The organism is Flavobacterium sp. (assembly GCF_025352015.1).
Lineage (GTDB): Bacteria > Bacteroidota > Bacteroidia > Flavobacteriales > Flavobacteriaceae > Flavobacterium.
In genome coordinates this window covers 21984-40676 of the sequence record NZ_JANXUG010000011.1, presented here as the reverse complement: position 1 = coordinate 40676, position 18693 = coordinate 21984, and the positions used below count along the sequence as shown (strand labels likewise).

The following is an 18693-nucleotide window of genomic DNA, read 5'->3' as shown; positions in this document are numbered from 1 at the left end:
CCTATTTTAGGACGATTCATGGGTTTATTCACAACCTGACGTTCTGCGGCTTCACGAAGTGGCGAACTTCGGAACTGATTATTTTCTGTTAAAGATAAAATTTCTTGCGGAAAATAAACGTGAATTTACCACAAATTTCGCAATCTTGCCAAACGGCTGTTACCTGCTGTTTTTTTTATTTCAGTAACGTTTGAATTTCTTCAAATATAATTTGGCATTTTTTTACGGCGTAATCTTTTAAGTTTTCAATTTCTTGTTTGTTAAGATTTTCTGATATGATTGGTGGATTATCCATTTCAGTTAACAACTTTTTGTTTACGTCAATTATAAAATTTGTGTTTTTAAAAAAGTCATCATTTTCAGTTCTGCTATTTATTGTTTCAATAGCATTTATTTTTGCTAACTCAAGATGACTATCAATTATTTTAAAATTATCTTTCATTTGTTTCTATTTGTTGATTTTTATAAACTTATTAAAGTTTTCATAATTTGTTTCGTAGTACATGTCTTTATTTTCAAGTTTATAACCATTATATTCAAAGAAATAAAATTGAACAATTTTCTTTTCGTCAAAACAATATACATTTAATGCTAATTTGTGTTCAATGAATGAATTCAACGGGTCGTTTAGACTTTTATTAATTTCATTAGCTATCTTTAAATTTGAAAGGTTTTTTAAACTTATGAAAGACACTTTTCCATACGTTTTTAATTTAAGGTCTAAATTTATTTGTTTGTTATGTTCTACGCTTTCAATTTTAGCAAATTCACTTGGTTCTAAAACATAAAACTCATAACTATTGTTTGGAACCCAACCTTCTTTTATGGTTTCATATTTAAAATAACCATCTTTCATTTTTTTTAAAATTAAGATATATTTTGTTTCATTAATGACCACTTCCTTAATTTCAAAAGAAATAAAATTGTCAACTCCAATTGAATGGTCATTATAGTTTTCTAATAGTTTTTGATTTTTACCTAAATCTTCAGGAATTTTGTTTTGGTATTTTATCCATTGTCCAGATTCATTTTTAAGCCAACCAATTGCATTTGATAGTAATCCTTTATTTTCAGAAATTACAGGTAATTTTTGATTTTCTCTATTTTGTGAATAACTGTTAAATGCTAGTATTAGAAAGATTGAGAAGATAATTTTTTTCATTTTAGTTTCTGTTTACGTTTTGGTGGTTTAAAATAGCAGGTAACTACCTTATAGGCGCAAGTTTTAAACACCTATATGCCCTATTTGGCAAGATCGTCGCATGTTTTTTGTTTTTTTGTTGCGCTTATTTTTTTCCCGCCACTAAAATAACAAAAAAAAACTTAAAAACTTGCGAGAGGTTTTCGTATTACTCCGCAAGGCTCTCGTAGTAGTGTTTGGAGTTATTGTCGTTAAAAATAGTAAACTAAAATAAGAACCTCAAAGCTTGTTATTATAACTTAAAAGAAAAAATTATCAAAGGCGGCAATGACCAACTACGCTTAATAAAAGCATCCCAACAGAAAGGGTTTTTAGTTACTGCATTGGTTTTCTTCTATTCTGTTTGATTTCAGTGAGGTTTCGTTTGGCTTTAATCCGTTTTTCTATGGCGGCTCTGGGCGTTTTTGTGGGTTTTCGTTTTTTGGGAATCAGCAAGGCATTTTGCATTAGTACCAAAAACCGTTTGATGATTATGGTTTTGTTTTTGAGCTGGCTGCGGTCTTCATCGCAAGTGATGATGAGCAGTTTTTCGGTGGTGAGTCGTGAAGAAAGTTTGGTATAAAGATGGTTTTTTTCTTCATCGGTAAACGCTTCAGATTTTTGAATAGAAAAAGTAAGCACCACTTTTGATGCTACTTTGTTTACGTTTTGTCCGCCAGCTCCAGAGCTTCGCACCGCTTTGAACAACAGTTCTTTTAATACTATATCAGTTTTCATGCTGGGGCTGATGTGCTGGTTTTAATAAATCGTTTACGGTTTTTACTGGGTTAAAAGTAATGAGTGGCACTTCTACAAAAATGGTAATCCATTTTGCCATCGCACCGTTCCAAAGCCCGGGCAATTCATAGCCTTTTAAATCTTTTCCTTTATTGTTTTTGTGCACAATAAACCCGGTGCTATGGTCTATAAAGGCAGTCAAATCAAATTTTTTGCTCTTGTAATTCTTGGTGGCGCATACTAAATCTACGGGGTTAAAATGGGTGGCTTTCGCCAAAATTTGAGCTTGTTCAAAATTGTGACTGTCTACTTGCGTGCTTTCTACAATTTGCAACGACACATTGCCCTTATAACTTCGTACCCAAAAGGGTCCGCCACCGGGTTCGCCCTCGTTTTTGACCATACCACAAACTCTAATGGGGCGATTCAACTTGTCTTTTATAAACTCTATTTTGTTGTCATAGGTGTATTTATAAATAGCATCCGTTACATCAATATTGAGTTGTTGTTTCATAAATTCTAGGATTGCCAGCACAGCATTTTCATCTGTTTTTTGCTGGTCTATCGTATTTAAAATCTCGAAAATCTGCTCTTGCATCGTAAGCAAAATTCCCGCTAATGCTTTTTTGTACAATGTGGTTTCTTCGATATGATTCTGAATTACATTGTCTATGTTTTTGATAAAAATGATGTCGGCATCAAGCGCATTCAAATTGTTAATCAAAGCACCATGACCGCCTGGGCGAAAGACCAATTGCCCATTTTCATTTCTAAAAGGTTTGTTTTTCATATCTACCGCAATGGTATCGGTGCTTTTGTCTTGATGCGAATACTTTACATGAACCTTGGTTTTTGAGGTATTCTCCACTTTTTGTTTCACGTCATCAATGATGGTTTGCAGTAAATTTTCGTGATGATCAGAAGCCGTAAAATGCAAATAGGACACAGCGTTCGAAGCGGCATAAAAAGCGCATTCGTTCAAATGTTCTTCAACAGGAGTGGCAATGTGCGTTTTGTATTTATGAAATGCTAGTGCTGCTTTGGGTTTATTAGCAAAATCAAAATGGTCGGCATCCAACATGGTTTTAATGAAATAATAACTCTTTTCGTGACTTTCTAAATCATAATAGTTGGGCACCAATGCTTTGACTTTGGTTTTTACTGCTTCATAAAACGGAAACTTCTCAAGTCCGGCTAAAAAGGTGGGTAAGTTTTTGTCTTTTTTTCTGTTGATGTAGGCGTTGATGGTTTCTTGTTTCGGATTAAAATCTAATAAAAACTCACTCAAAAACTTGAACATTCTACTGGCTGCTCCCGAGGCAGGGACAAATTTTTTGAGTTTTAAGGTTGCTTTTTTTTTGTCGAAAAAATGCGCTTTTTGTTGAAATTCGGCAAGACTAAATTGATGCAATCCATCATGAATAGTAGCGGGTTTTTCGAGATAAATTTTTGGAATTCCCGATTGAAACAACAGCAATTCACTTTCAATTTTATCCAACAAAATACCATGCGCCTCGATTTGCTCAAAATCAGCCGCTGAAAATCCGTATTTTTTGATTAAATTATTTTTTGCTGCAGTGTTCTCTTCCATTCTAAATAGCCAAAAATGGCAATGATTGTAAAAATTAAATATTGAATGCTCGTAAACGAATAGCCTTTATAAAAATACATCGGGATAGAAATTATATCACCAATAATCCATAAAATCCAGTTCTCAATTTTCCGGCGTGCCATAAGCCACATGGCGACAAAGAAAATTCCCGTAACCAGTGTATCCACGTAGAATGTCAAGTGGGTAAATTTATCGAAAAATATATAAACCGTCACTACAAAAACAATCGTTGTCACAAAAATAAGTAAAGACCACTTTTTTTCGGATGACGTCATTCTAGAAATGGGAAATGCAACCACAGCATCTTTTTTTCGAGTCCAATAATACCAACCGTAAATGCTCATCACAACGTAATAAAAATTAATCATCATGTCGCCAAGTAGTGACCATTTATATAGCAAATACACATAAATTGCCGTATTGATGATGCCCGTTGGGAAAACCCAAATGTTATCTTTCTTGGCAAGCCAAACGCTCCCCAATCCGAAAAGTATTGCTGTAACTTCAAGAATAATTTCGTGCGTTGGATAGTTTTTATATTGGGAGAACAAGAATTCGAACATTGGATTTTAGATTGTAGATTAACGATTTAAGATTGCAGATTATGTGGTTATTATACTTTTTATTTAACGATTTTATTATTCTTAAATCAAAAATCGTTGCGCTGCAATCAGAAATCAAAGAAATTAATATCATTTTCAAAAGCAGTTCCAATAACTACCATGTCAGCACCAGCGGCAAATGCATTTTCGATTCCTACTTTCGAACGAATGCCCCCGCCAACAAGTAGTGGAACCGAAATTCGGTTGGAAACCGCCGTTATAATTTCTAACGGAACCGCATTTTGAGCACCGCTTCCAGCTTCGAGATACATAAGTTTGTTGCCAATAAGTTCGCCTGCTTTGGCTGTTTGAGCAACATAATCAATATTATTTCTTGGCAGAGGTTTGGTTTGACTGACTCGTTCTACAGCCGTTTCGCAACCACTTTCTATCAAGATATAGCCTGTAGAAATAATTTCTAAATCGGTTTTTTCCAAAATGGGAACGGCGTTAATTTGATGTTCCACTAAATAATCTGGATTTCTTCCCGAGAGTAACATTAAAAATAAAATTGCATCCGCTTTTGCCGAAATTTGCGATGGATTTCCAGGAAATAATACTATAGGTACACTTATTTTGTTTTTTAAAGCGATAATAATTTCGTCCAAATGAGTGCCTTTAAAGGAACTTCCTCCTACCAAAACATGCGTTGCTGGAGATTGATTTATTTTAGGAACCAATACTTCAACCATGTCCAAATCTAATTTATCTGGATCCAAAAGAATGGCTAATAATTTTTTAGTACTGGCTTTTGCCTGAAGTATATTTTGGTAGCTATTTTTCATTATTTTTTTTCAAAAGCACACACAAAAACATAATCTTCAATAAAATCAAAAAGGATAGTAAAGTGTTCCACTTTATTATTAAATCGTAACGTTGCGGTACATTTTTTATCTTCTAAATTAAAATCACTTTCAAAAATATTGTCTTTGAAACTGATACCCACTTCATTTTTTATTTTAAAAACCGATTCTTTTATTCCCCAAACTACGGTAGCTTTTATCAATTGATTTTGTGCTGAAAGGTTGTCTAAATGCGAAACATTCATAAAGCGTGGAGCTAGAATCTGCGTTTTAGCTTTTAAGATTTCTAAATCGGCACCAATTTTTTCATCGCTTACCAAAATCAATGATAAATCATGCGAATGCGAAATAGAAATATACTTTCCGTCTTTTAAATGTGGTTTTCCATAGGCATCATAATACAAATCATAATCGGTATAACTCGCTTCCATCAATAACCGTCTAACGCTCAAAAAACCTTTTTGATGCCCTTCTGATTTCATGCTTTCTACTCTTGCCAAAGAAATTGGAGTAAGATTAACACTTTGAAAAAGTTCCTCAATAGGTTCGGTTATTTTCCAAACTATTACTTGCGTTGTGGCATTTAAATCTTTGATTTTTAGTAATGGCATGTTGATTTTAAAATTATCTGTTTGTTTTTCAGAAAATTAAGCAATGAAACAAAGCATAAAAAAGTAAAAAACGTTTTTTTAATTCTTTCCTATTATGTAGCTTTGCACCGAAATTAAAAAAACAAATATACATAATAGATGAGTACACAAACATTACCGTATGTAGCTTTTAAAGTGAAAGATATTTCGCTTGCAGCTTGGGGAAGAAAAGAAATTGAATTGGCAGAAGCCGAAATGCCAGGTTTAATGGCGCTTCGTGCAGAATATGGTGCAAGCCAACCGTTAAAAGGCGCACGCATTGCAGGATGTCTTCACATGACAATTCAAACTGCGGTTCTTATAGAAACATTAATTGCTCTTGGAGCCGAAGTGACTTGGTCTTCTTGTAACATTTTCTCTACTCAAGATCAAGCTGCCGCGGCTATTGCTGCTGCAGGAATTCAAGTTTATGCTTGGAAAGGTTTGAACGAAGAAGATTTTGATTGGTGTATTGAGCAAACTTTATTTTTTGGTGAAGACAGAAAGCCATTGAACATGATACTTGATGATGGTGGCGATTTGACCAATATGGTTTTTGACCGTTACCCAGAATTGATTGATGGCATCAAAGGACTTTCAGAAGAAACTACAACTGGCGTTCACCGTTTGTACGAACGAATGAAAAACGGAACCTTGTTTATGCCCGCTATCAATGTAAATGATTCGGTTACTAAATCGAAATTTGATAACAAATACGGCTGTAAAGAATCGGCTGTTGATGCTGTTCGTCGTGCTACTGATATTATGTTGGCAGGAAAAAGAGTTATCGTTTGTGGCTATGGTGACGTGGGTAAAGGAACTGCGGCTTCGTTCCGCGGTGCAGGTTCTATTGTTACTGTAACCGAAATTGATCCAATTTGTGCTTTACAAGCAGCCATGGATGGATTTGAAGTGAAAAAATTAAACACCGTTATCAAAACTGCTGATATTATTATTACAACAACGGGAAATAAAGACATTGTTTTGGGTTCTCATTTCGAGCAAATGAAAGACAAAACTATCGTTTGTAACATTGGTCACTTTGATAACGAAATTGATATGGCATGGTTGAACAAAAACCACGGTGCCTCTAAAATTGAAATCAAACCTCAAGTTGACAAATATACCATTGCTGGAAAAGATATTCTTATCCTAGCTGAAGGTCGTTTGGTAAATCTAGGTTGTGCAACGGGTCATCCTAGTTTTGTGATGAGCAATTCCTTTACGAATCAAACATTAGCGCAATTAGAGTTGTGGAATAACAGTTCGGCCTACAAAAACGAAGTGTATATGTTACCAAAACATTTAGATGAAAAAGTAGCTATGTTGCACCTTGCAAAATTAGGAGTTGAATTAGAAACATTACGAACTGACCAAGCAGAATATATTGGTGTTGACGTTGCGGGACCATTCAAACCAGAATATTATAGATATTAATCAATTAAAAATTAATAATTAATAATTAAAACCCTTGCAGTGATGTGAGGGTTTTTTTGTTTTTAGATTTTCTTTAGGCAAAATTATGCACAAAAAAACCCGTTCATAAAAATGAACGGGTTTTATATACTAATAAAAAGAAGTGTTATGCTTCAAACGGGATAACAGAAACAAACGATTTGTTATCGGCTTTTTTCTGAAATTTTACTACTCCAGCAACTCTTGCATGTAAAGTATGATCTTTTCCCATGTAAACATTTGCACCTGGATTGTGTTTTGAACCTCTTTGTCTAACAATGATGTTCCCAGCAATAGCTGCTTGACCTCCATAAATCTTAACGCCTAAACGTTTTGATTCTGATTCTCTACCATTCTTGGAACTACCGACACCTTTCTTGTGAGCCATGACGTATATGTTTTAAAAATTAATTATTTTCTTCTGTTGCAGTTTCTACAGCTACATCAGCTTTTTTAGCCTTGGGTACTTTTGGTGCTTTTTGCTCTGTTGCATCTTCATTTACTGTAGCTGCTTTTTCAGCTTTAGTGGCTTTTTGAACCACTGCTGTAGATATATTCTCGATTACAATTTGAGTAAGATACTGTCTGTGACCGTTTCTTTTCTTGTAACCTTTTCTTCTTTTCTTTTTGAAAACGATTACTTTATCTCCTTTTAAGTGTGATAACACTTTGGCTTCTATTGAAGCACCTTCTATAGCTGGGGCGCCTAAAGTAATGCTACCATTGTCGTCTAATAAAAGAACTTTATCAAAAGAAACTTTTGAACCTTCTTCATTAGCCAAACGGTGAACATAAACCTTTAAGTCTTTGCTTACTTTGAACTGTTGCCCTGCTATCTCTACGATTGCATACATAAAAATATTGTTTAGTTAATTTTTTGAGTGTGCAAATATACTATTATTTATTTCACACACAACACTATCTCTAAAAAAATTCAAGGTAGTTATGCCAAGAATATTAGAGTTTTTATAAAATGTTCGAATTATTAAGAAATTAAATAAAAAAAAGTATTTTTGATGTAACAAAATTTAATCCAAGCTTACTAATTAGGCAATCAACAAAAATTACACTTTTATATGAAAAAATCACTAATCGCTTTAAGTTCAATGCTTATGCTTGGAGGAACAGCTCATGCCCAAAAGGTCGCTTTTGAGGAGTACGATTTAGCAAATGGTCTTCACGTAATTTTACACAACGACCCATCTGCCCCGGTTGTAATCACCTCGGTAATGTATCACGTAGGTTCAAAAGATGAACAACCAGACAGAACTGGATTTGCACACTTTTTTGAACATTTATTGTTTGAGGGAACAGAAAACATTAAAAGAGGAGAATGGATGAAAACAGTAACTTCTAACGGAGGGACTAATAACGCCAATACCTCTGAAGACAGAACGTATTATTTTGAAGTTTTCCCGTCTAACAATACCGAACTAGGTTTGTGGATGGAATCAGAAAGGTTAATGCACCCAGTAATCAACCAAATTGGTGTTGACACACAAAACGAAGTAGTAAAAGAAGAAAAAAGGCTTCGTGTAGACAATGCTCCTTACGGTAGCCTAATTGCCGAAGTTAAGAAAAACATGTTCAAAGTTCATCCTTATCGTTGGGCAACTATTGGTTCAATGGCACATCTTGATGCTGCAAAACTAGAGGAATTTCAAGCCTTTAACAAAAAGTTTTATTCGCCTAACAATGCTGTTTTAGTTGTTGCCGGACAAATTGATGTGGCTCAAACTAAAGCTTGGGTTGAAAAATATTTTGGTCCAATTCCAAGAGGGGTAGAATTAAAAAAACAAACTTTTGTAGAAGCACCAATAACCGAAACAATTCATGCTACTTATGAGGATTCAAACATTCAAAAACCAATGGTAGTGGCTGCTTACAGAATTCCGTCTATGAAAACTCGTGATGCAAGAGTTTTAGATATGATTTCTACTTACTTAAGCAATGGTAAAAGTTCTAAATTATACAAAAAAATTGTTGACGATAAGAAGATGGCTCTGCAAATTGGAGCTTTCAATTATGCACAAGAAGATTACGGACAATATATTCTGTACGGAATGCCCCAAGGTGAATTTACTTCTAAAGATTTGATTAGAGAAATTGATGAAGAAATTGTGAAATTACAAACGGATTTAATCTCGGAAAAAGATTTTCAAAAATTGCAAAATATCAACGAAAGCAATTATGTAGACAGTAATGCCAGCATTGAAGGAGTTGCAGAAAATTTAGCCACTTACTACTTATTATATGGTAATGTTAATTTGATTAATACTGACATCGACATCCTACGCTCTGTAACTCGCGAAGAAATGAGAACTGCAGCTAAAAAATATTTGAATCCCAATCAACGTTTGATTTTGGATTATATTCCTGCAAAAGACAAAGCTGACAATAAATAAATTTACTTAAAATGAAAAAAATAATCGTATTATCAAGCTTGTTTTTAACTATCATTATGCAAGCACAAGACAGAAAACAACCAAAATCTGGTCCATCACCAAGTATCAATATCAAAAAACCTGAAACTTTTTCGTTACCAAACGGATTAAAAGTTTTAGTTGTTGAAAACCACAAACTTCCAAGAGTTTCTTTCAGTTTAACTATAGACAATGCACCTTATGCAGAAGGAAACAAAAAAGGAATCGATGAATTGACAGGCAGTTTAATTGGAAACGGTTCTACAAAAACTTCGAAAGATGCTTTTAACGAGGAAATTGATTTTCTTGGAGCCGATATTAATTTCTTTTCCTCTGGTGCTTCTGCCAACGGATTGTCAAAATATTCAGGTAGAATTTTAGAATTAATGGCAGAAGGAGCCTTAAGTCCTAACTTCACTCAAAAAGAATTTGATAAAGACAAAGAAAAATTAATTGAAGGATTAAAAACTCAAGAAAAAAATGTTTCTGTAGTGGCAGGAAGAGTTGAAAATGTTTTAGCTTATGGTAAAAACCATCCTTCTGGTGAATATCTATCCGAAGAAACCATCAATAATGTTTCGCTTGCTGATGTAATAAACAACTACAAAACTTATTTCGTTCCGGAACATGCTTATTTAGTAATCGTCGGTGATGTTAAAACCAAAGAGGTGAAAAAAATGGTAGAAAAACTATTTAGTCCCTGGTTAAAAGCAACTGCTCCAAGATTAACGTATTCAAATCCTAGCAATGTGCAGTATACTCAAATCAATTTTGTGGATATGCCAAATGCGGTTCAATCTGAAATTTCGTTGATAAACACCGTAAACTTAAAAATGTCAGATGCGGATTTTTTTCCTGTGATTTTAGCAAATCAAGTGTATGGTGGTGATTTTAACAGTTATTTAAACATGAACTTGAGAGAAAAACACGGCTGGACCTATGGCGCACGCTCTAGCATTGGGTTTGACAAAAACATGTACAGCAAATTTAAGGCTAATGCTCAAGTAAGAAACGCCGTTACAGATAGTTCTGTAATTCAATCATTAAAAGAATTAAACAAGATAAGAACAGAAAAAGTAACCGATGAAATGCTAAATAGTGTAAAAGCTGGTTACATTGGTCGTTTTGTAATGCAAGTTGAAAAACCAGCTACCGTTGCTCGTTATGCTTTGAATATTGAGACAGAAAGTTTACCTGCAGACTTTTACGAAAATTATATTAAAAATATAAATGCGGTTACACCAGATGATATTATGAGGGTAGCCAACAAATATTTTTTGGCTGACAACATTCGTATAGTAGTTACCGGAAAAGGTTCAGAAGTTATCGCTGGATTAGAAAAACTAAAAATTCCAATGTTTTACTTTGATAAATTTGGAAATCCTACAGAGAAGCCAGCCATGAAAAAAACTATACCCGCTGGAGTTACTGTAAAAACAATAGTTGACAATTACGTAAAAGCAATTGGTGGTGATAAAGCGGTAAAAGCGGTAAAATCTGTAGCCTACATTGGTTCTACTAAAATTCCTCAAGCGCCAATGCCATTATCCTATAATTCGAAAACAGATTCAAAAGGAAGAATGATGGTAGAACTGTCGATGGAAGGAATGGGATCTATTATGAAGCAAGTGGTAAACGGCAATACAGCTTACATGATGCAACAAGGTCAGAAAAAAGTGATGGAAGGTGATGATTTAAAGAAAATGAGAGAAAACGCTATTCTGTTTAATGAAACATTATTAAGTACAAAAACTGGAGTTATTGCTACAGGAATAGAGCCAATTAATGGTTCTGATGCCTATACTGTTGTTGATGGTAGTACCACTTTCTATTTTGACGTAAAATCTGGCTTAAAAACTGCTGAAGCAATTACAGAAGAAAAAGGCGGACAAAAAACTACGAGAGTTACCAACTTTAATGATTATAGAGATGTAAAAGGCGTTAAATTCCCTTTTAATACAATAATGAATGTAGGTTTTGAGCTTGATATCAAAATGTCAGATGTAAAAGTAAACGAAGGTGTTTCGGATGCTGACTTCCTATAATAGAACTTAAATTATTGAATATTTTAAGACCGTCTCTTCCATTTTTAGAGACGGTTTTTTTTATTTCTTGTTCGCAAGGTACACTCCTATCAAAATAATAAAAGCTCCAAAAAATTGTAGTGACGTTAACATTTCATTATCTAAAACTCCCCACATAAAAGCAACAATCGGGATTAAATAGGTAACCGATGATGCAAATACGGGGGATGAAATCTGAATCAGTTTATAAAAAATAACATTCGCCACTCCTGTTCCCACTATTCCCAGAATCATTACAAAAAACATTGCATGGTGTGTGGCTGGTAAATTTATTGTACTGGAAAAATCAGTAAAACACAAAATTAAAATAGCTGGAATAAGCATAACAGTAAAATTCCCTGTAGTGATACTCAAAGGTTTCACATCCGATAGGTATTTCTTTATTAAATTCACATTTATTGCGTAACAAACAGTAGCAATTAACACCAAAATTGAGTAATAATAATTTTCGGTTCCTTCCAATTTATTGCCATTAAAGATTAAGATAGCTGTGCCAATCAAACCTGTCAAAACTCCCATGAATTGACTTCGTTTAAAATTTAGTCCAAAAATAATAGACCCTAAAATAAGTGTATTTAAAGGCGTTAACGAATTTAAGATAGAACAAATAGAACTGCTCACTTTGGTTTCCGCAATAGCAAAAAGATAGGCTGGAATAAAAGTGCCAAACATGGACGTCAAAGCTATATATTTCCATTGATGTTGCGCAATCGCTGTTAAACTTCTGAAACCAATTATTAAAAGAAAAATGGCGCAAAATATAATTCGCAAAGAACCCAACTGAAAGGGACTTAAACCAACTAATCCTTTTTTTATTAGTATAAAAGAACTACCCCAAATTAGAGCAAGTGCTATTAGAATAACCCATTTTAAAGTCTGTGATTTCATATTTGTTTTAAAGACCTCAAATTTTGTAATTATTTTAAGAATTATCACTTTTATTTTTCATTATTTTGCTTTTATTAGCGTATCCAAATACAACAAACACTAAAAACATATAATTATGAATTTCACCAAATCAATAGTAACTTTTGGGCTTGCCTCAATAGTGCTGTTAAGTTGTAAAAATGCGACAAGCAAACCTGCTTTAGGAACTTCATCAGAAGCTACTTCAATATCAAAAAAAGAATCATCTGTGGTTGCAAAACCAGAAACAGCAAGTTTCAAAATTGATGGGATGACTTGTGCTATTGGTTGTGCAAAGACCATTGAAACTAAATTAGCAAAAATGGGAGGCGTTCAAAAAGCTACTGTAGATTTTGATAAAAAAAAAGCTACTGTTGTTTTTGACGCAGCAGTATTAACTCCCGAAAAAATAACCAAAGCTGTTGAAAGCACTGGTGATGGCGAAACCTACAAAGTTTCTGAAATGAAATCAAAAGAGAAAGTGTAATTTTAATTAAATTTACTAAACTTTCTTTTATTTCCATTGGAGTGTTTCTAACAACCGTTGCATATCATTTTTGACATAGCTTGCTCCTGGCATAATAGAATCAAAATTGGGCTTGGCATAAAAATAAATAGAACCTGTTACAAAATGTTTAATACTATCAGTAGCATAAAAAAGTGAATTTGTAGCTGCATTTCCGTCAACCCGATAAAACATTCCGTATACTTTTTTATTGGGATTTAAATAAGGTTGTTCCAAAATATCGTCTGCTTTTATAACATGCTCATACGTTAATTTTTGGGCGTCTTTCAACAAATCTTTTAGATTCCCATCAACCTTTTTATAGGTCAAATAAATGGTAGCCTTCATTTTTGGGTATTGGATAGAGAAACCACAATTTTTATCTTCTTTGATAACGGCTTCTTCATTCATTTCAAATTCAAACGGACAATGATTGCTGAACCGAGCGTATTTTGCAATGGGATAATCCAATCGTAGTTGACTTGCAGGTTTTGGCACCGCGTCGTTTTTACAACTTATGGCAGAAAACAAAAGAAAAAAGAAAGCAAAAACTAAAATTAATTTTTTTAACATTGTTAGATATTTTTAAGTCTTTGACATTATTCAAGCATTACTTTTAATTGTTTTATTCTTTTTTTATCAACTGATTCTATGATAAAATGTACCGTTGAGAAATGAATTTTTTGTCCCTTTTTAGGAAAATTTCCTAAAATTTCTAATATAAACCCTGCTAATGTTTCGGCTTCTCCTTTACTACTTTCAAAAGCATCTTCGTTTACATCAACAATTCTGTAAAAATCCTTTAAATTTATCTTGCCTTCAAAAAGAAAATTTTTATCATCTATTTGTGAGAAATTTAAGCTTTCGTCATCAAACTCATCCGAAATATCGCCAACAATTTCTTCTATAACGTCTTCAAGAGATACCAATCCAGAAGTCCCACCATATTCATCAACCACAACGGCCAAATGACTTTTTAGTCGCTGAAAATCTTTCAGCAAATCGTCTAATTTCTTGTTTTCTGGAACAAAAAACGGGGTTTTGATGAGCTTATTCCAATCAAATTCTTTTTTATGGATATGCGGAATTAAATCTTTGATAAACAAAATACCTTCAATATGATCGATGCTTTCTTTATAAACTGGAATTCTAGAGTAGCCTTTGTCGACAATTTTTGGATATATTTCTGCAAATGTTTCCTCTATATCTAATGCAAAAACATCAATTCTTGGACTCATGACTTGCTTGGTGTCAGTATTGCCAAAGGAAACAATGCCTTCCAAAATTTTTTGTTCATCAGAAGTGGTGTCATCTATAGAAGTCATTTCTAAAGCTTGTGACAATTGATTAACAGAGATATTTGATTTTTGCATTCCTAATTTTTCATGCAAAAAAACGGTCATGGCTCTCATGGGTAAACTAATTGGTGAAAGCAATTTATCTAAAAGTGCCATTGGACTGGCTATAAACTTTGAAAACTTGATATTGTTTCTGCTGGCGTAAATTTTTGGCAATACTTCACCAAATAAAAGAATCAAAAATGTTACCAATAAAACTTCCAATATAAACTTCAGGAGAGGTGATTGTAGCGCCGAAAAGAGAGAGTTTCCAACAAACGAAAAAATAATCACAACTCCTATATGACTAAAATTATTAGCTACCAATATAGTGGCTAACAATTTTTTGGGACGTTGAAGTAATTTTGAAATTATGTTGGCTTTTGATGAATCTTCTTCGGTTAATGTATTGATGTCTTTTTGCGAAAGCGAAAAAAGTGCTACTTCTGCCGCTGAAACCATAGCAGAACAAAATAATAAAAAAACAATAGCTATGCAACCAAAAAGCAAATGGGTATCAATACACTTAAAAAAATTCAGGCTGGGCACAAAGTCCAATAGAAAGAGGGTTAGTTAAACAATATTAAAACGGCAAATCGTTTTCTGGAGCTACTGGATTTGGAGCTTCATAAGTTGTGTTTTTTGATTCGGGATGTGTTGCTGATTTCATTCCGTCAACTTCTTTTTTAGTTGTCAAAAAAGTAAATTCGGTTACTTGAATTTCGGTTGTGTATTTTGTAGAACCGTCTTCTGCTTGCCATTGACGTGATTTTATTCTGCCTTCAACAAATATTTTGTCTCCTTTTGATAAATATTTTTCGCAGATTTCAGCGGCTTTATTTCTTACCACTAAGTTATGCCATTCAGTAGATGCAATTTTTTCGTTGGTCTGCTTGTTAATATACACTTCGTTCGTTGCCAAAGGAAATCGTCCAATGCAATTTCCTCCATCGAAATAATGCATTTTAATATCATCACCGAGATGACCTATTAACATAACTTTATTGAGTGTACCGTTCATTTTTTCAACAGTTTGTTACTTTCAAATTTACTACTTTTTTGAAATCTAAATACATTCTTTTTCAATAAAATTATAAACAACTATTGGGAAAGGCATTTTTTTGACTGATTCCCAATCAATTCCATTTTTGATAATTCCTTTTACTATAATTTTCCAAAATTTTATCTTCAAATGTTGATGGGACAATTTGTGTGTAATTATTTGGTGATTATGTAATTGCAATTCTGCGATTTCATTTGTAACAAAATTTTGATTTTGAATTAATTTAAAAATAGTTTCATCTGGTTCTTCGTTTTCTGTTTCCAATAATGGAAACTCGTATAAATTTTGCCAAATTCCTTTGGCTGTTTTTTTGCTAATAATGGTATGATTCTTTTCGTCTGTAAAAACCAAATAATTAAAATACCGACGAGTTACTTTTAGCTTCTTAATTTTTACAGGAAGTTGTGCTACTTTTTTCTTTTGCAATGCTAGGCAACTGTCATTAAAAACACAAATGGTGCAATTGGGATTTTTTGGAACACATTGCAATGCACCAAACTCCATTATGGCCTGATTGAATATATTTGCATTTCCTTTTGGCAATAATTGCATTGCTAATTGCCTAAATTCATTTTGGCCATCAGTTGATGTAATATCCGTTTCGATATCAAAATAACGAGACAAAACTCGAAAAACATTTCCGTCAACAACAGGAACATTTTCACGGTAAGCAAAGGAAGCAATTGCGGCGGCAGTATATTTTCCGATACCTTTTAGCTTCAATAATTCGGTGTAATTTTTTGGAAATTCTCCTTGATATTCAAAGGCAATTTGCTTGGCTGTTTTGTGCAAATTTCTTGCTCTAGTATAATATCCTAATCCTTGCCATAATTTTAAAACTTCTTCTTCATCGGCATTTGCCAAATCAAAAACCGTAGGGAATGCTGCAGTAAAACGAACAAAATAGGGCAATCCTTGCGCAACGCGTGTTTGTTGTAAAATGATTTCTGAAAGCCAAATGATGAACGGATTTGTTGTTTCTCGCCATGGTAAATCACGTTTGTTTTGTAAATACCATTGAATTAGAGAATTAGAGAATTTCATAGCTAAAATGTAGTTTGCAAAAATAAATCTTTATGTGATTAAATTTTAATAGATTATGCTTGAAATATTGTTTTTTTAATTCCTATATTTGCAACCTCAAAAAAAATACATAACAATATAAAATACGAAAGAAAATGACGAAAGCAGATATCGTAGCAAAGATTTCAGAAAAATTAGGACTTGAAAAAGGAGATGTTCAAGCAGTAGTTGAAGCGTTTATGGAAGAAGTAAAAACTTCATTAGAAACTGGTGATAATGTTTACTTGAGAGGTTTTGGAAGTTTTATTATCAAAACAAGAGCTGAAAAAACAGGAAGAAACATTTCAAAAAATACAACTATCAAAATTCCTGCACATAATATTCCTGCATTTAAACCTGCAAAAGTATTCGTAGAGGCAATAAAAACAAATACTGAAGTACCAGTATAAAACTTATTTATTAATAACCAAAAAACTACATTGTATGCCAAGTGGTAAAAAAAGAAAAAGACATAAGGTAGCCACGCACAAACGTAAAAAACGTGCGAGAGCTAACCGTCACAAAAAGAAAAAGTAGTATAAACTACTTTTCTTTTTTTTGAAAACGTTCATTGAAATTGAAATCGAGAGATTTCGCCGGGTAAAAACAATACCTGTTTAAAAATGTTTAATCCATCCTTACAATTAGCTATAAGCCATGAGCCATGAGCCATAAGCTTTTTCGCCTACTGCCTATTGCCTATTGCCTATTGCCAAGAAGTTTGGATAAAAATTTACAAAGTGAATAAAGAACTAATCATCAGATCTAGTGCTGACGCTGTAGATTTTGCCTTATTAAAAGATGGAAAACTAATTGAATTACACAAACAAGAAGAAACAAGTAACTTTCAGGTTGGCGATATTTTTATTGCCAAAATCAGGAAGCCTGTAGCAGGACTAAATGCTGCTTTTGTAAACGTGGGCTACGAAAAAGATGCCTTTTTACATTATCAAGATTTAGGTCCAAGTTTTGCCTCTTATTTGAAATTCATAAAACTTGTAAGCGCAGGTAAACTAAAAGATTTCTCCCTAAAAAACTTTCAGTTTGAGAAAGAAATTGATAAAAATGGTGCCGTTGCAGATATACTGAACGCCAACCAATCAATATTAGTACAAGTAGTTAAAGAACCTATTTCTACAAAAGGACCAAGAATAAGCTGTGAGCTATCATTCGCTGGACGATTTTTAGTTTTAGTGCCTTTTTCTGATCGCGTTTCTGTTTCACAAAAAATAGAATCGAAAGAAGAAAAAGACCGTCTTAAAAAAATAGTACAATCTATCAAGCAAAAAGGTTTTGGTGTTATTGTAAGAACAGTAGCCGAAGGCAAAAACATAGCCGAATTAGAAAAAGATTTGCAGAACTTAATGAATAGATGGACTGCAATGAGTAAAAAATTACCAACTGCACATCATCCGTCGAAAGTGTTGGGAGAGCTTAACAAAGCTTCATCCATACTTAGAGATGTATTTAATGACACTTTTACCAGTGTTCAAATTGATGATGAAGAGTTGTATCAAGAAACAAAGGACTATTTAGCCGAAATAGCTCCAGATAAACAAAAAATTGTTAAGTTTTATCAATCAAAAGATACCCCATTGTTTGAAAAATATCATATTGAGCGACAGATAAAGACTTCGTTTGGCAGAACAGTATCGATGAGTAAAGGCGCCTATTTGATCATAGAACATACCGAAGCTTTACACGTTATTGACGTGAATAGTGGCAACCGTTCTAACAAAGCCAATAATCAGGAAGATACTGCCATGGAAGTAAATATGATAGCCGCAGCAGAAATCGCAAGACAATTACGTCTTAGAGATATGGGCGGAATCATCGTTGTCGATTTTATTGATATGAAAGATCCTGACAATCGTCAGGTTTTGTTCAATTTTCTGCGAGATGAGATGAGCGATGATAAAGCGAAACACAAAATCTTACCGCCAAGTAAGTTTGGATTAGTTCAAATTACTAGACAAAGAGTAAGACCAGAAGTAAACATAGAAACAAGAGAGGAAAATCCTAATAACTTGATGAGTGATGTTGACGCTCCGATTCAGATTATTGATAAGATTGGGCACTCGCTTGAAAAAATTGCCAAAGACCACAAGAAAGTAAAACTAAATGTTCATCCGTTTGTGGCAGCTTACCTTAAAAAAGGTTTTCCATCATTACGTTCAAAATGGTTTTTTGAACATAAAAAGTGGGTGAAAATCATACCACGTGACGCTTACACGTATTTAGAATATCATTTCTTTGACAGTCAAGGGAATAAAATTAAGGAATAAAACAAACCG

The 18693-nt window shown here is 33.5% G+C and carries 20 protein-coding genes; 6 read left to right on the top strand and 14 right to left on the bottom strand.

Features of this window, described 5'->3' with window-relative positions:
• Positions 1-175 precede the first annotated feature (175 nt).
• The 7 genes from Q0Q96_RS01310 to Q0Q96_RS01280 all read right to left on the bottom strand — a co-directional run bounded on the left by Q0Q96_RS01310 (position 176) and on the right by Q0Q96_RS01280 (position 5546).
• A complete protein-coding gene (locus Q0Q96_RS01310) occupies positions 176-442 on the bottom strand; it encodes a hypothetical protein (RefSeq protein ID WP_293870727.1) in 267 nt (88 codons plus the stop codon).
• A gap of 6 nt (positions 443-448) precedes the next feature.
• Positions 449-1162, bottom strand: coding sequence for a hypothetical protein (locus tag Q0Q96_RS01305; protein ID WP_293870725.1), 714 nt, complete (start codon positions 1160-1162; stop codon positions 449-451).
• Between the two features lie 354 nt (positions 1163-1516).
• On the bottom strand, positions 1517-1918 hold the full coding sequence (gene arfB, locus Q0Q96_RS01300) for an alternative ribosome rescue aminoacyl-tRNA hydrolase ArfB (RefSeq protein ID WP_293870722.1): 402 nt from the start codon (positions 1916-1918) through the stop codon (positions 1517-1519).
• A complete protein-coding gene (locus Q0Q96_RS01295; protein ID WP_293870719.1) occupies positions 1908-3509 on the bottom strand; it encodes a DUF4301 family protein in 1602 nt (533 codons plus the stop codon). Before Q0Q96_RS01295 ends, arfB begins: the two co-directional genes overlap by 11 nt.
• Positions 3476-4093, bottom strand: coding sequence for a nicotinamide riboside transporter PnuC (pnuC, locus tag Q0Q96_RS01290; protein ID WP_293870717.1), 618 nt, complete (start codon positions 4091-4093; stop codon positions 3476-3478). Before pnuC ends, Q0Q96_RS01295 begins: the two co-directional genes overlap by 34 nt.
• Positions 4094-4200: 107 nt before the next feature.
• Positions 4201-4917: a geranylgeranylglyceryl/heptaprenylglyceryl phosphate synthase gene (locus Q0Q96_RS01285; RefSeq protein ID WP_293870714.1), complete on the bottom strand. Its 717-nt coding sequence runs from the start codon at positions 4915-4917 to the stop codon at positions 4201-4203.
• A complete protein-coding gene (locus Q0Q96_RS01280; RefSeq protein WP_293870711.1) occupies positions 4917-5546 on the bottom strand; it encodes a 4-phosphopantetheinyl transferase in 630 nt (209 codons plus the stop codon). Before Q0Q96_RS01280 ends, Q0Q96_RS01285 begins: the two co-directional genes overlap by 1 nt.
• 138 nt (positions 5547-5684) lie before the next feature.
• On the opposite strand from Q0Q96_RS01280, the gene ahcY reads away from it, so the two are divergent.
• Complete coding sequence (gene ahcY / locus Q0Q96_RS01275; protein ID WP_293870709.1) at positions 5685-7001, top strand: adenosylhomocysteinase; 1317 nt, start codon at positions 5685-5687, stop codon at positions 6999-7001.
• Between the two features lie 145 nt (positions 7002-7146).
• Here ahcY and rpmA read toward each other — a convergent pair whose 3' ends face one another.
• Together rpmA and rplU are read right to left on the bottom strand one after the other, a co-directional pair.
• Complete coding sequence (rpmA, locus tag Q0Q96_RS01270; RefSeq protein ID WP_293870707.1) at positions 7147-7407, bottom strand: 50S ribosomal protein L27; 261 nt, start codon at positions 7405-7407, stop codon at positions 7147-7149.
• A 19-nt stretch (positions 7408-7426) separates the two neighbouring features.
• Entirely contained in the window at positions 7427-7873 is a 447-nt protein-coding gene (gene rplU, locus Q0Q96_RS01265; RefSeq protein ID WP_293870704.1) for a 50S ribosomal protein L21, read from the bottom strand.
• A gap of 222 nt (positions 7874-8095) precedes the next feature.
• Here rplU and Q0Q96_RS01260 point away from each other — a divergent pair, with 222 nt between their 5' ends.
• On the top strand, positions 8096-9424 hold the full coding sequence (locus Q0Q96_RS01260; protein WP_293870702.1) for a pitrilysin family protein: 1329 nt from the start codon (positions 8096-8098) through the stop codon (positions 9422-9424).
• A gap of 11 nt (positions 9425-9435) precedes the next feature.
• Complete coding sequence (locus Q0Q96_RS01255; RefSeq protein WP_293870700.1) at positions 9436-11487, top strand: pitrilysin family protein; 2052 nt, start codon at positions 9436-9438, stop codon at positions 11485-11487.
• Between the two features lie 60 nt (positions 11488-11547).
• Here the strand turns inward: Q0Q96_RS01255 and Q0Q96_RS01250 are convergent, their stop codons facing one another.
• Positions 11548-12414, bottom strand: coding sequence for a DMT family transporter (locus tag Q0Q96_RS01250; RefSeq protein ID WP_293870697.1), 867 nt, complete (start codon positions 12412-12414; stop codon positions 11548-11550).
• Between the two features lie 115 nt (positions 12415-12529).
• Between Q0Q96_RS01250 and Q0Q96_RS01245 the strand changes: the two genes are divergently transcribed.
• Positions 12530-12919: a heavy metal-associated domain-containing protein gene (locus Q0Q96_RS01245; RefSeq protein ID WP_293870694.1), complete on the top strand. Its 390-nt coding sequence runs from the start codon at positions 12530-12532 to the stop codon at positions 12917-12919.
• A gap of 27 nt (positions 12920-12946) precedes the next feature.
• On the opposite strand, the gene gldD is transcribed toward Q0Q96_RS01245, so the two are convergent.
• From gldD to mutY, 4 genes are read right to left on the bottom strand one after another with little or no spacing between them, the layout of a single operon-like run.
• The gene (gene gldD, locus Q0Q96_RS01240; protein ID WP_293870691.1) at positions 12947-13510 is read right to left on the bottom strand and encodes a gliding motility lipoprotein GldD; all 564 of its coding nucleotides are present in this window, start codon (positions 13508-13510) and stop codon (positions 12947-12949) included.
• Between the two features lie 26 nt (positions 13511-13536).
• Positions 13537-14832, bottom strand: a complete 1296-nt coding sequence (locus tag Q0Q96_RS01235; protein WP_293870689.1) for a gliding motility-associated protein GldE — start codon at positions 14830-14832, stop codon at positions 13537-13539.
• Positions 14833-14857: 25 nt separating this feature from the next.
• Positions 14858-15295, bottom strand: a complete 438-nt coding sequence (ssb, locus tag Q0Q96_RS01230; protein WP_293870688.1) for a single-stranded DNA-binding protein — start codon at positions 15293-15295, stop codon at positions 14858-14860.
• Between the two features lie 45 nt (positions 15296-15340).
• A complete protein-coding gene (gene mutY, locus Q0Q96_RS01225) occupies positions 15341-16381 on the bottom strand; it encodes an A/G-specific adenine glycosylase (protein ID WP_293870686.1) in 1041 nt (346 codons plus the stop codon).
• Between the two features lie 134 nt (positions 16382-16515).
• Between mutY and Q0Q96_RS01220 the strand changes: the two genes are divergently transcribed.
• Positions 16516-16809 (top strand): HU family DNA-binding protein, encoded by a 294-nt coding sequence (locus Q0Q96_RS01220; protein WP_293870684.1) that lies wholly within the window; start codon positions 16516-16518, stop codon positions 16807-16809.
• Between the two features lie 330 nt (positions 16810-17139).
• The gene (locus tag Q0Q96_RS01215) at positions 17140-18684 is read left to right on the top strand and encodes a ribonuclease E/G (RefSeq protein WP_293870682.1); all 1545 of its coding nucleotides are present in this window, start codon (positions 17140-17142) and stop codon (positions 18682-18684) included.
• Positions 18685-18693 lie beyond the last annotated feature (9 nt).

What these genes read in the sequence shown, in the direction of transcription:
- Q0Q96_RS01295 (WP_293870719.1), bottom strand. Translation starts at nt 3,509, where the DNA reads ATGGAAGAGAACACTGCAGCAAAAAATAATTTAATCAAAAAATACGGA.
- Q0Q96_RS01245 (WP_293870694.1), top strand. Translation starts at nt 12,530, where the DNA reads ATGAATTTCACCAAATCAATAGTAACTTTTGGGCTTGCCTCAATAGTG.
- gldD (WP_293870691.1), bottom strand. Translation starts at nt 13,510, where the DNA reads ATGTTAAAAAAATTAATTTTAGTTTTTGCTTTCTTTTTTCTTTTGTTT.
- arfB (WP_293870722.1), bottom strand. Translation starts at nt 1,918, where the DNA reads ATGAAAACTGATATAGTATTAAAAGAACTGTTGTTCAAAGCGGTGCGA.
- Q0Q96_RS01260 (WP_293870702.1), top strand. Translation starts at nt 8,096, where the DNA reads ATGAAAAAATCACTAATCGCTTTAAGTTCAATGCTTATGCTTGGAGGA.
- pnuC (WP_293870717.1), bottom strand. Translation starts at nt 4,093, where the DNA reads ATGTTCGAATTCTTGTTCTCCCAATATAAAAACTATCCAACGCACGAA.
- Q0Q96_RS01280 (WP_293870711.1), bottom strand. Translation starts at nt 5,546, where the DNA reads ATGCCATTACTAAAAATCAAAGATTTAAATGCCACAACGCAAGTAATA.
- mutY (WP_293870686.1), bottom strand. Translation starts at nt 16,381, where the DNA reads ATGAAATTCTCTAATTCTCTAATTCAATGGTATTTACAAAACAAACGT.
- ahcY (WP_293870709.1), top strand. Translation starts at nt 5,685, where the DNA reads ATGAGTACACAAACATTACCGTATGTAGCTTTTAAAGTGAAAGATATT.
- ssb (WP_293870688.1), bottom strand. Translation starts at nt 15,295, where the DNA reads ATGAACGGTACACTCAATAAAGTTATGTTAATAGGTCATCTCGGTGAT.
- rplU (WP_293870704.1), bottom strand. Translation starts at nt 7,873, where the DNA reads ATGTATGCAATCGTAGAGATAGCAGGGCAACAGTTCAAAGTAAGCAAA.
- Q0Q96_RS01250 (WP_293870697.1), bottom strand. Translation starts at nt 12,414, where the DNA reads ATGAAATCACAGACTTTAAAATGGGTTATTCTAATAGCACTTGCTCTA.
- Q0Q96_RS01310 (WP_293870727.1), bottom strand. Translation starts at nt 442, where the DNA reads ATGAAAGATAATTTTAAAATAATTGATAGTCATCTTGAGTTAGCAAAA.
- rpmA (WP_293870707.1), bottom strand. Translation starts at nt 7,407, where the DNA reads ATGGCTCACAAGAAAGGTGTCGGTAGTTCCAAGAATGGTAGAGAATCA.
- Q0Q96_RS01305 (WP_293870725.1), bottom strand. Translation starts at nt 1,162, where the DNA reads ATGAAAAAAATTATCTTCTCAATCTTTCTAATACTAGCATTTAACAGT.
- Q0Q96_RS01255 (WP_293870700.1), top strand. Translation starts at nt 9,436, where the DNA reads ATGAAAAAAATAATCGTATTATCAAGCTTGTTTTTAACTATCATTATG.
- Q0Q96_RS01285 (WP_293870714.1), bottom strand. Translation starts at nt 4,917, where the DNA reads ATGAAAAATAGCTACCAAAATATACTTCAGGCAAAAGCCAGTACTAAA.
- Q0Q96_RS01220 (WP_293870684.1), top strand. Translation starts at nt 16,516, where the DNA reads ATGACGAAAGCAGATATCGTAGCAAAGATTTCAGAAAAATTAGGACTT.